General features: G+C 36.0%; 11 protein-coding genes. 6 read left to right on the forward strand and 5 right to left on the reverse strand.

All coding sequences use genetic code 11. The features are described 5' to 3' along the window. Nucleotides 1–54 precede the first annotated feature (54 nt). Both ACQV2Q_RS00750 and ACQV2Q_RS00755 read right to left on the reverse strand, forming a co-directional pair. Entirely contained in the window at nucleotides 55–621 is a 567-nt protein-coding gene (locus tag ACQV2Q_RS00750; RefSeq protein ID WP_428881676.1) for an NADPH-dependent FMN reductase, read from the reverse strand. After that, nucleotides 621–1,760, reverse strand: coding sequence for an LLM class flavin-dependent oxidoreductase (locus ACQV2Q_RS00755; RefSeq protein WP_428874894.1), 1,140 nt, complete (start codon nucleotides 1,758–1,760; stop codon nucleotides 621–623). Before ACQV2Q_RS00755 ends, ACQV2Q_RS00750 begins: the two co-directional genes overlap by 1 nt. Before the next feature lie 204 nt (nucleotides 1,761–1,964). On the opposite strand from ACQV2Q_RS00755, the gene ntdP reads away from it, so the two are divergent. From ntdP to ACQV2Q_RS00780, 5 genes are all read left to right on the forward strand, one after another. Then, nucleotides 1,965–2,510: a nucleoside tri-diphosphate phosphatase gene (gene ntdP / locus ACQV2Q_RS00760; protein ID WP_090289229.1), complete on the forward strand. Its 546-nt coding sequence runs from the start codon at nucleotides 1,965–1,967 to the stop codon at nucleotides 2,508–2,510. 108 nt (nucleotides 2,511–2,618) lie between these two features. Then, a complete protein-coding gene (gene pulA, locus ACQV2Q_RS00765) occupies nucleotides 2,619–4,505 on the forward strand; it encodes a type I pullulanase (RefSeq protein WP_428872769.1) in 1,887 nt (628 codons plus the stop codon). A 301-nt stretch (nucleotides 4,506–4,806) separates the two neighbouring features. Beyond that, nucleotides 4,807–6,597 (forward strand): glutamine--fructose-6-phosphate transaminase (isomerizing), encoded by a 1,791-nt coding sequence (gene glmS, locus ACQV2Q_RS00770; RefSeq protein ID WP_428875769.1) that lies wholly within the window; start codon nucleotides 4,807–4,809, stop codon nucleotides 6,595–6,597. Between the two features lie 132 nt (nucleotides 6,598–6,729). Continuing rightward, nucleotides 6,730–7,635 carry a YitT family protein gene (locus ACQV2Q_RS00775; protein WP_428872773.1) on the forward strand — a complete coding sequence of 302 codons (906 nt, stop codon included), beginning with the start codon at nucleotides 6,730–6,732 and terminating at the stop codon, nucleotides 7,633–7,635. A 123-nt stretch (nucleotides 7,636–7,758) separates the two neighbouring features. Then, entirely contained in the window at nucleotides 7,759–8,127 is a 369-nt protein-coding gene (locus ACQV2Q_RS00780) for a Spx/MgsR family RNA polymerase-binding regulatory protein (RefSeq protein WP_428881677.1), read from the forward strand. A gap of 43 nt (nucleotides 8,128–8,170) precedes the next feature. Here ACQV2Q_RS00780 and ACQV2Q_RS00785 read toward each other — a convergent pair whose 3' ends face one another. From ACQV2Q_RS00785 to ACQV2Q_RS00795, 3 genes are all read right to left on the reverse strand, one after another. Beyond that, nucleotides 8,171–8,773 carry a TVP38/TMEM64 family protein gene (locus ACQV2Q_RS00785; protein WP_428874891.1) on the reverse strand — a complete coding sequence of 201 codons (603 nt, stop codon included), beginning with the start codon at nucleotides 8,771–8,773 and terminating at the stop codon, nucleotides 8,171–8,173. A gap of 89 nt (nucleotides 8,774–8,862) precedes the next feature. Further along, entirely contained in the window at nucleotides 8,863–9,789 is a 927-nt protein-coding gene (locus tag ACQV2Q_RS00790; protein WP_428881678.1) for a selenium metabolism-associated LysR family transcriptional regulator, read from the reverse strand. Nucleotides 9,790–9,893: 104 nt separating this feature from the next. Next, a complete protein-coding gene (locus ACQV2Q_RS00795; RefSeq protein ID WP_428875766.1) occupies nucleotides 9,894–11,042 on the reverse strand; it encodes an aminotransferase class V-fold PLP-dependent enzyme in 1,149 nt (382 codons plus the stop codon). 199 nt (nucleotides 11,043–11,241) lie between these two features. Here ACQV2Q_RS00795 and ACQV2Q_RS00800 point away from each other — a divergent pair, with 199 nt between their 5' ends. Next, on the forward strand, nucleotides 11,242–12,321 hold the full coding sequence (locus tag ACQV2Q_RS00800; protein WP_428874889.1) for a sulfurtransferase: 1,080 nt from the start codon (nucleotides 11,242–11,244) through the stop codon (nucleotides 12,319–12,321). The last annotated feature ends 19 nt before the right edge of the window (nucleotides 12,322–12,340 follow it).

Raw genomic sequence — 12,340 nt, forward strand, 5'->3', positions numbered from 1 at the left:
CCCCTAGCAAAAAGAGCTAGAGGTCTTTTGATTACAAACGATATATTTTAATTATTAAAAGTCATAGGCTTCTTCTTCTTTTTGGCGTTTTAATTCCATAGCTTGGCTAAATAATAAAGTATCTTTAATTAAACCATCTAAACGGTAATGGATGTTTTGATTAATTATTTCACCTTGATGATAGTCAGCTTCTTCAATAAAGACATAAGAAGGAATAACCATAGCTTTCATATATGAAAGTATAGGCTTCAATTGATATTCGGCAATTAAGTAGTGTTTAGGACTACCTGCTGTAATCACCATTCCAACTGTCTTGCCTCTTAAAGCATTTTGTGGTAAAAGATCGAAAATATTTTTAAGTGTGGCTGGGATGGAGGCTTGGAAGATTGGACTACCAATTATGATAGCATCAGCTTCCATGATTGCTTTTGTAACATAAGCACTATCGCCAGTAAGTTCAACATAGTGATGACCATCCGCGAATTCAATATCTTTTTCAGCTAGATCAATCAACTCCACATCAAAGTCTGAATAGTTTGTTTGAATAATCTCTTTAGTGAGGTTCATAGCAATGCGAGTTTTACTACCCATCTTCGAACCAGAAAGTAAAATTAATCTCATTATTCCACTTCCTTTTCCTTGGTCAATTCTTGGACCGTCTCTCTAAATTTAGCGTGATCGGTTGGCTCAGCTTGATCGGCAGCTTTTTGACCAGTATAGCGGCGAACAGCGGGTAAAACTTTAGCCTCTAAAAGTTCTAAGTTCTTCATTAGATGTTCGAAAGGAATTCCACCAAAATCAATTTGAGCCACATAACGGCTGATACCGAAAGTTTCATATTGATAGAGAATTTTCTCAACGATTTCTTGCGGACTTCCAACGTTAAGAATATCATTAAGGTTTTCTGATTGGGCAAAAGCTCGCTTAGGAAATTCTTGACCATTTGAGAAGGTAAAGCCTTTAGAAATGAAAGTATAGGCTTCTTGTCTGGCTTTTTGTGAAGTTTCAGCTACGTATAGCATTCCAGCAGTTGCCACAGGGAAATCTTGGCTTTGATAGCCACTTTCTTCTAAGGCTTCCCGATAAGACTGAATATTAGCTAAATGAATATCGACTGGTCCAGTTAAATGTGCTAAGAAGATAGGGGCTCCTTGACGTCCGGCTTGAATAGCAGATGTGCGATGGCCACCAACTGCGCGCCAAATTGTCAGTTTACGATTTTGATAAGGTCGAGGTAGAATGGAAGCATTCTTCAAAGGTGCTCTAAATTCTCCCTCCCAATTTATAATTAAATCTTCATTAATCTGACGTAAAAGTTCAAATTTTTCTTCGAATAAGGCTTCATAATCGCGCATATTATAGCCTAATAAATCAAAAAGACCTACACGTGAAGCGCGTCCTGCAATGATCTCCATTCTTCCTTTTGAAATAAGATCCAGGGTAGCAAAATCTTCAAAGATGCGAACGGGATCTGAAGTTGAAACGATGGTTGCAGCAGAAGAAAGTTTAATTTTAGAAGTTGCTTGAGCAATAGCTGCTAAGATAACTGTATGCGCTTGGCTAGTAAAATAAGGTTGGTGACTTTCACCGACACTAAAAAGATCTAAGCCAGCCGCTTCTGCTTCAATACCATAACGAATAATTTCATTGACTCTTTGTTCTTGTGAAATACGGTCGCCAGTAATTGGATGAGGTACATGATCACCTAAAGTATATATACCAATTTCTAGTGGTTTTTTGGGGGAAGTGCTTGAATTCATAATAAGCTTCCTTTCTTTTTTTTATTGAACAAATTATAGCATAAATCTCGAATTTTAGGAAATAATTTATTTTAAGGAGAGAATAAGCTTTCTCTTATAAAATGAAATTTGCTCCCATAAAGACAAGCGAGTATGATATAATATTCAAGGAAAAGTTGATAGCCGAATGGCTAATTATTTACACAATAGAAAGTAGGTTCAGTGATGAAGCAGCCCAGAGAAGGTGAATTCATTACTGTTAAAAGTTATAAACACGATGGTTCTTTGCATCGAACATGGCGCGATACGATGGTTTTAAAGACCAGTGAGCAGTCTATTATTGGGTGCAATGATCATACTTTAGTGATCGAATCAGATGGTCGTCGATGGGTGACACGAGAAGCAGCAATTGTATATTACCATCAACATTTTTGGTTTAATATTGTAGCGATGATTCGTAAAAGAGGTGTCACTTATTATTGTAATCTTGCCTCTCCATATGTTATGGACAAGGAAGCGTTAAAATATATTGATTATGATCTTGATATTAAAATGTTTCCAGATGGTGAGAAGCGATTGTTGGATTTAGATGAGTATGAAGTACATAGTCGACGTTATAATTATCCAGTCGAAATTGATCGCATTTTGAAATATAACATTCAAGAGCTGGTCCGTTGGATTGAGGAAAAAAAAGGTCCTTTTAATCCGGCCTTTATCGATATTTGGTATGAACGTTATTGTCAATTGTCACATCGCAAACGTTATAAATAGTTAATAGTAGAATTCACTGAGAGAGATTTTGTGTAAAACGCAATAGAAGCGATAGTAAATCGTTATTCTATTGCTTTTTTTTAAAATAAAGGATGAGAGAGTGAAGGTATGTATACAAAAGAGAGGATTAAAGAATTAGATCAAATGGCATATTTAGGTGCATTAGGAGCTATCTATTCACCTGATAAAACAGTATTTAAAGTATGGGCACCAACTGCTCGCTCCATCCAATTAATTGTTTTTGAAGGTTATTATGGTCAAGTTAAAGATGAACACCTCATGGTTAAGCAAGGCCCTGTATTCCAAATAGAATTAGCAGGGGACCATCATCAAACAACCTACCGCTTTCGTATTGATTTCAAAGACGGGAGCCAAAAGGAAACAATCGATCCATACGCTCGAGCATGTACAGTTAATGGTAGGAGATCAGTCGTAGTTGATTTGAAAAAAACCAATCCAGCAGGCTGGTCGAAAAGGATGCCGTCTTTTCCTCGAGACGAAGCTATGGTTATTTATGAAGTGAATGTACGCGACTTAACGATTCAAGGCGAATCTGGCATTACTGATAGAGGAAAGTATCTAGGATTGACTCAAACCGACACACGAAATCCTGAAGGGGATTCCACAGGGTTAGACTATCTAAGTGAGTTGGGAGTGACCCATTTAGAATTTTTACCTCTTTTCGATTTTGACTCTATCGATGAAACCTTTGAGCAACCAAATGAATATAATTGGGGTTACGATCCTTATAACTACAATATTCCAGAAGGCTCTTATGCAACAGATCCTTATGATCCTATTGTTAGAATTAAAGAATTAAAACAAATGATTCATGCTATTCATCAAAAAGGGATGCGTGTCATTATGGATGTTGTTTATAATCATGTCTACCAAGTTGAAAACCATCCTCTCCACTTAACAGTCCCGCACTATTATTTTCGCTATGACCAATCTGGACAGTTAACTAATGGCAGTGGCGTGGGAAATGATACAGCATCTGAACGTGTGATGATGCAAAAGTTCATCGTAGACTCTGTTCAATACTGGGCAAGTGAATTTCATATCGATGGATTTCGCTTTGATTTAATGGGTTTGCATGATATTGAGAGTTTAAAAGCTGTTCGAGAAGCTCTTGATGCAATTGACCCTAGTATAATTATTTTAGGTGAGGGTTGGGATATGGCTAGTCCCATTCCACCAGATCAAAAAGCTAATTTAAATAATGCTTATAAAATGCCTAGAATAGCTCAATTTAATGATGGGATCCGAGAGGCTATAAAAGGGAATGATTTTAATCCTGAGGCAAGGGGGTTTATTAATGGTGCTTGGTACATGGAAGAACCACTAGTTAATAATTTTCTAGCTCGCTATGATTCTGAAAAATTTAATAATCCCATGCAAGTGATTCAATATTGTGAAGCACACGATAATTATACACTCTATGATCGGTTAATGATGGCTGACCCTTATCATCTACCGGAAATTATTATAAAAAAACAGCAATTAGGATTGGCTTTAGTCTTGCTAGCCCAAGGGATTCCCTTTATTCATGCTGGTCAAGAATTTTTAAGAAGCAAGCAAGGAGTCAGAGATTCTTATAACCGACCAGATGCTATTAATCAAATCGATTGGTCTCTAATGACTCAACATTGTAAAACGGTGGAATTCGTAAAGGGTTTAATTCAATTAAGAAAAGAAGAGCCTCTTCTACGCCAAACTAGCTATGAGAGCTTACGTTGTTCGACAGAAGTAATTCAAGCTTCAGACCAAATCATGGCGGTTCGTTATGCCGGTAAAAGCTATGATCTCTTGTTAATGTTTAATGGTGGTGAAGAATATGCGCACTTTAATGTTCCTTTAGGCAATTATACGATGTTAGTTTACGATGATGTTGTTGATCTTGAAGAAAATGAATATCTTAATCAAATTAAATCGATTAATTTGCTTCCATATTCAACGACGGTTATTAAACGTTTAAAAAAGAGAACAAAATAAATATAATTCAAAAGAGCGTGAAGATTCCTTTTAATCCTTACGCTTTTTTGTGTGAAGTTTTTGACATTTAGTCGTGCTTAGTGTAAGTTTAATAGGCTTTCAGAAAATATAAAAGGAGACTAAAATTGGATAGCGCCAGACCTATTGAAATAGGTGACGAGGATGAGTTTATCGAATTTTCGGCGGATGACTCAAGGCTGTGCAGTCTTTAAGAATAGTTAAAACAAGATCGCGAGAACTTGGACAGAGTCTATTCTATGCACCGAAAGCATAAAATATTGAAAGAAATGAGGCGTATTTTATGTGCGGAATTGTTGGATTTATTGGTGAAGGAAATGTACAAAGAATTATACTTGATGGATTGGCAAAATTAGAATACCGTGGTTATGATTCGGCCGGACTTTATCTTTTAGATCAAGAAGGTAGGGGTCATCTTTTTAAAGAGAAAGGTAGAATTGCCGACCTTGAAAGGGCAGTAAATCAAGAATTTAACTCTAGTATTGGTATTGGTCACACACGGTGGGCAACCCACGGTCCTGCTAATAGAGAAAATGCTCACCCCCATCAATCTAATTCTGATCGCTTTACTTTAGTCCATAATGGTGTGATTGAAAACTATTTAGACTTAAAGAAAACTTACTTAAGTGAAGTATCATTAAAGTCACAAACAGACACAGAAGTAATTGTTGCTTTAATTGCTTACTTCTCACAAGAAGGAATATCTACCAAAGAAGCATTAAAAAAGGTGCTTCAATTGATAGAAGGCTCTTATGCTATTGGATTAATTGATAAAGAAGACCCCACAACTCTTTATGCTGCTAAGAAAAAATCACCATTATTAGTGGGCATGGGAAACGATTTCAATGTAATTGCATCGGATGCAATGGCAACGATTGATTTGACCAGTGAATATATTGAAATTCACGACGGTGAATTATTGATGATTCAATCGGATGGCATTTTAATTGAGGACTTATCGGGTCAAGTCATTGACCGTTCTTCTTATATTGCAGACTTAGATGCTAGTGATCTTGATAAAGGAACTTATCCGCACTATATGCTTAAAGAAATGGATGAGCAAGCTGCTGTAGTTCGTAAAAATATTCTTTATTATCAGAATCAAGATAGTGAATTTACTATTGAAGCTGACCTTTTATCTGAAATTAAGCAAGCGGATCGTCTTTATATTTTAGCTTGTGGGACTTCTTATCATGCAGGTTTAGTAGGTAAAGTGATGATTGAAGACTTGGCGAAAATACCAGTGGAAGTTCATCTTTCATCAGAGTTTTCTTATCACTTGCCGCTATTAAGTCAAAGACCTTTCTTTATATTTATTTCTCAATCAGGCGAAACAGCTGATAGTCGACAAGCTTTAGTGAAAGTCAATGAATTAAACTATCCATCTTTAACTATAACTAATGTCAAGGGATCTACTCTCTCGAGAGAATCGGATTATACACTTTTATTGAATGCAGGACCGGAAATTGCTGTGGCTTCTACAAAGGCTTATACAGCTCAATTAACAGTCTTAGCGATTTTAGCAGATGTTCTTGCAAGCCAAAAGGATTTCTCAATGAAACATGAGTTATCATTAGTTTCTCAAGCCATTGAAAGGGTCCTTACTCAAAAAGATGCTTTAAATTCTTGGGTAAAAAATGGACTTGCAGATAAAGTGCATGCTTTCTATTTAGGGCGTCATATGGATTATTTAGTAGCCATGGAAGCAGCTCTTAAACTAAAAGAAATCTCATACATTCACACCGAAGCTTTTGCTTCAGGAGAATTAAAACATGGAACAATTGCTTTAATAGAAGAGGGAACGCCTGTTACTGCATTAATAACTGACCCAGTAACAGCTTCCATTACGCGGTCTAGTTTAGAAGAAGTGAAAGCGCGCGGAGCCAAAACGTTTGTAATAGCAAGTGAACCATACGCAAGTGAAGGAGACTTTGTTCTTCCATCTGTGCATCCGCTCTTAACTCCAATTGTGAGTGTGGTTGCTTGCCAAATGATTGCCTATTTAGCAACAGTTGAACGGGGGCTTGATGTAGATAAACCACGTAATTTAGCTAAATCGGTAACGGTGGAGTAATTTATAAAAAAGATGAGAAATGACTGAGGTTTTATCCACAGAAATTTAATTAAAAAGTCATCTGAAGGTTCTGTTTTTTAAATCGAATAAACGCTATAATAGATAATGAAATATAAAATTAGGAGCGAATAAATGAAACCGTCAATTTCAAAACTTCAGCTACAGGTGAAACCATGGGCACTTGCCTATTCCATCTTTATGGTTACTTTAGGCTGTCTCGTCTATGCTGCTGGGGTAAACAGTTTTGTAATCCCCAATCATTTTGGTAATGGTGGAGTGGCAGGTATCGCGATTATCTTAAAATATATCAAGGATATTCCTACTGGGACCACAAACCTCATTATAAATTCTTTTATTCTATTGATTGGTTATCGATTTCTTGAAAAACGTACGTTAATTTTTACAATTTATGCCATGATTGTAACCTCCTGGGCTTTAAACACTGTCTTTCCACCTGTTTTTATTTCAGAAAACCGGCTAATTTCGGCAATGGCAGGCGGAGTTGTAATGGGTATTGGTTTAGGATTAATTCTTAAAGGACATGGTTCTTCGGCCGGAACAGATATTATCGCCATGATTTTAAAGAAATACCTTGGGATTAATTTTGCCACAGCTACCTTTTTATTAAACATGTCAATTGTCTTAGCTTCTGGGTTTGTTATAGGTGCTGAAAACACTATTGTTACTATCTTTATGAAATTTTTAACCTCAGCTGCCTTAGAATTTGTTACGGATGGCTTTAGTCGTCGGAAGGCAATGTTAATTATTACTAAAGAACCAGAACAAGTTTGTCAGATGATTACCGAAGAAATTGCAAGAGGGATCACTGTTTTCAGAGCTTATGGTTATTACACCCATAAGGAAAAAGAAGTGTTATATATTGTTGTATCTAAACAGCAAGTGGTGAAAATAGAGCGACATATTGCTTCAATTGATCCAAATGCTTTTGTTACAGTTAGTGATGTTCAAGAAGTTATTGGACAAGGATTTACTTTTTATAATCCTAATAATAAAAATCGCCGTTTTTACGATGAATAATAAAAGAACTCGTCTTCAAAATTGGAAGGCGATTTTTTGGACGAGATAAAAATTAGAGTCAATTTTATAATACTGTGAGCTAATTATGCTATGTATTCTTTTATGAATGACGGAGGGAAAATGATGATTAAAGTATATGGTTTAAAGCAATGTTCAACTTGTCGCAAGATTATGAAGTATTTGCAGGAAAATGGTTTGGAATTGACTGAGATAGAAGATATTCGCGACAATCCCCCCTCTTTTTCGGAATTAAAAGTGGCTTATCAATCGACAGATGGCAATATTCGCAAAATGCTAAATACTTCTGGACAGGTCTACCGAGATATGAAATTAAAAGACCGTTTAGATAGTATGTCTTCTGAAGAAGTTTTAAAGCTAATGAGTAAAAACGGTATGCTAATTAAAAGACCATTTTTAATTGAAAAAGAAAAGGCAAGTAGTGGTTCTAATTTAAAAATAATTAACCGAGTGTGGGAAATTAACAAAGCTTAAAACATAAAAAGAGGTTATCAACTATATAGTGATAGCCTCTTTTTTAAAAGAATGATGTTAACCAATGTAAAATATAAGTTGTTCCAAAACCATAACAAGCTAAGGAAACAGGTTTGCCAAATAGCAAGGATAAAATGAAGTACTTGCGAGTCATAGTAGTGATTCCAGCTCCATAACAGAGAATATCAGCTGGCGAGAAGGGAAAAAACATTAAAAAAGTAAAAAGCCAATTTCCCATGTTTTTTCTTTCGTAAAGTCTGATCATTTTACCATAAGACTTATCACCGAGTATGGCTCGGACAGTAGGTTTTCCATATCTTCTACCAATCCAAAAGTTGACCCAAGATCCGAGATAGATGGGTAACAAATTGAGGACGAAACCCCAAAAGGGACCAAAGGCTAAGATTCCAATGGGAATAGTAATCGCTCCCGGCATAACTGGAATAATGGTTTGAGCTATCTGAATGATAATAAAAATCAAGGGCGCCCAAAAGCCAAAACCTTTAATCATTACTAGCATTTTTCTCTCGTCGGTAAAAACACCTGCTTGAATTCCCCACATAACTAATATGAAAGTAATTATGAGTCCCAAAATATTGAGGAAATGCATCCATTTTCGGGTTAAAATTTGTCTTTTTTCATCCATCGGGTCACACTCCTCAAAAACATTTTAACATATGTTGATGATATGACAATCATAGATGAAAATTAACCAAAATCAGACAGACTTAAGTCTTAATTAATTGATTGATCGGACTGAAAAGGTTCAACTGATAATTGATAGTTACGAATATAATTGATAAAGTTTTTAACGGATTCAGGAAGGTGTGTATTTTTACGATAAACCAAGTAAAAGTTTCGTATAGAATTCACTCCTTCAATATCGAAGGTTAAAACTTCTTTATGTTTCACATCAGGCTGAACAGCTAGCTCTGATAGAATGGAAATCCCAACCCCCAACTTAATAAATTGTTTTATCGTTTCATTATTATTTACTTCAAAAACTTTATTCAGTTTGAGTGGATCGATATCCAACTCTCTCAGTATCAATGCTGATTCTTTAAGTGTTCCTGAACCTTCCTCGCGAGTAATGAAAGGTTTTTCTAAGATCTTCTTAATTGGATAAGCTGTTTCTTTATATTGTATGAATTCTTGGTTATAAGGGGTAACAATGACTAATTTATCCGAAAAGAGCTTCTCAAAAGTCAAGTTACTATTCATCGATTGAGAGCCAACAATACCAATATTTAAAGACCCTAGGGCAATATCATTAATAATATCAATGGTATCACTTTGGTGAAGGGAGACCCGCATCTCTTTATTATTTTTGGCAAATTCCGAAAGAGCTAACGGAAGAAGATAAGAAGCAGCAATGGATGAGGCACCGATTGTGATTTCATGGTTGTTTCTTTGAGAAAAGGTGGTTTCAATGTTACGTGACATTTTTAATAAGGATTGTGCGTACTTATAAAATTCCTGTCCTTGGGTAGTTAATTCATGGCTTTTAGTTGTGCGTGAAATTAATTCGATGCCTAATTCATTTTCCAATTGTTTAATGTGCAAAGAGACAGTTGGTTGAGAGAGGTAGAGTTGGTTAGCAGCTTCTGAAAAACTACCCCATTCTACTATTGTTATAAAGGTTTGGATTTGTTTTAATTCCACAAAAGTCACTACTTTCTGATATCGATTTAATATTTATTTTTGATTTTAAGGTGAGAGAGGTATTTATTAGAAAAAATAATAAATAATTGTCGAATCGTTTAAAATTACTCAGATAGATCTTTTTGAATGTCTTTAAGACATTCAACGGCGACCATGAGGTCTTCTTTTTTCGTATAATGCGATAGTGAGAATCGCACAACTCCTTGTTCCTTGGTTCCTAATGCTTCATGCATTAAAGGAGCACAGTGACCACCACCTCGTGTTATAATTTCAGCTCGGTCAATCAGTTCTTCAACTACGATGGCCGAGTCAAAATCGCCTAGATTAATTGAAAGAATTCCACAGCGGTCTACAGTAGGATTAAAATGACCGTAAAATTTTATTTGGGGAATGGATTGAAGTTCCTTATAAAAGATGTTTAAGAGATTCCTTTCATAATCTCTTACTTTATTCACTCCATAATCAATTAAATAATTTACACCTGCTGCAAGACCAGCAATTCCATGACTATTTAAAGTTCCGGCTTCTAAGCGTGAGGGGTAATCAAGAGGTTGATGATGACTAAAGGTATCAATGCCTGTTCCACCTGATTTTAGTGGATGAATCTCTACATCTGGGTGAACATATATACCACCAGTTCCTTGCGGACCTAAAAGACTTTTATGTCCTGTAAAACAAAGAACATCTATGTCCAAAGCTTCTACGTCGATAGGTATACAGCCAATTGTCTGTGAGGCATCTACAATACCTAAAAGATTGTGTTGGTGTAGAATTTGAGTGATTTCCTTGATCGGATTAATGTCACCAGTAACATTGGAAGCATGAGTGATGACCATTCCTTTAGTGTTGCTTTGAATGGTATTATTTACTGTTGCCGGATCAATAATTCCTTTCGAATTGATGCCTAAAATAGTCAGTTCAAGACCATTTTCTTCTAGTTCATAGAGAGGTCTTAGAACGGAATTATGTTCCATGACAGTCGTAATAACATGGTCACCTTTCTTAAATAATCCTTTAATAACTGTATTTAAACTATCTGTAGCGTTATGAGTGAAAATTATTTGCCGAGGGTCTTTGCCGTTAATCAATTGATTCAAAGATTGACGGGCTTGAAAAATGCTTCGAGAAGCTTGCATGGCTGAATCCGAAGAACCTCTGCCAGCATTGCCAGAATGCTGAATGGCGTCAATGACCGCGTCAATGACTACTTGAGGTTTATTTAGGGAAGTGGCTGCATTATCTAAATAAATCATAAGATCTTCTCCTCTTTAAAATTTATATTATCATTCCCATTATATCTTAATAGATAAGGGCCTTCATGGTTAATTTGAATTGATATCGCTTTCATCAGTTATTCTGATAAATGCTCAAGGCTGTTCTAACAAAGCTTGTCGGTGCATATTTGAAGTGATATGATTAGCCAGTAAAAAAATATATATAAGGAGGTGTCTTATGAAAAAAATGTTTTCATGGTTGATGTTGACTGTATTATTTGTTGGGCTTATGCAACCATTTGCTAGAATTAATGCTGAAGATGAAGTTGAAGAAAACACTACCGAAGCTTCAAGTGAGGAGCAATACCCTGTCGATCCGGCCAAACAAGTTTATGTTGATGCAGAATGGATTAAAAATGTCTTAGATGGTAATTCAGACATTGAAAAATATGTATTGGCGGAAGTCACTTGGGGCGAAGCCGATGCAAGTCCAGATTATTTGAGAAAACACTTGCCTGGAGCGATTCATATTAATACGGATTCGGTTGAAGAGGGTCCTGTATGGAATTTGCGATCTGCCGAAGAAATTGAAGAATCTTTATTAAAATATGGGATTGATAAAGATACGACGTTGATTTTATATGGACCTGATACAGGTGTAGACCGTGTAGCTTATGCTGCATTGTACACAGGAGTTGAATCCGTTAAAATTCTAGATGGCGGCTTAGCTATTTGGGAAGCAGCAGGTTACGAAATAGAAGAAGGTGAAGTGGTCCCTGCAGCTGTTAAAGAATTTGGAGTCGAAGTGCCTGCTCATTCTGAATATCTTATATCTTTAGATGATACTGTGGATGCTTTAGCTAATAATGACAACTTTCGCTTAGTCTCTCTACGTTCTGAAAATGAATGGTTAGGTATAGAATCAGGATACTCTTATATTCCTAAAGCGGGAGAACCTAAAGGAGCAGTTTGGGGACGTCCATTATTGAGGGGCTCTGGAGAAGCTAATAGTTCAGGAATGGAAGATTTTAAAAATGAAGACGGTACAAATAAAAGCTTCGATGAGATTTTGGCTTTTTGGCAAGAAGAAGGTTTTGATGTTGAAAATGATTTAACCTTTTATTGTGGAACTGGTTGGAGATCTAGCCTTCCATTCTTGTTGATGTATGAGCGGGGTTTAGATGTTACCATGTTTGATGGTGGATGGAATGAATGGCAAATGAATGATGATTTGGAAGTTCAAATTGGTGATCCTCAATCAGATTCGGTAAAATATAAAACAGTTGGAGATTTAGAAGAAGGAAAAGAAACCAATTAGAAAGCATCTTCAAAAATAC

It is taken from the genome of Facklamia sp. P12950, assembly GCF_050409465.1.
In the GTDB taxonomy this organism is placed as follows: domain Bacteria; phylum Bacillota; class Bacilli; order Lactobacillales; family Aerococcaceae; genus Facklamia.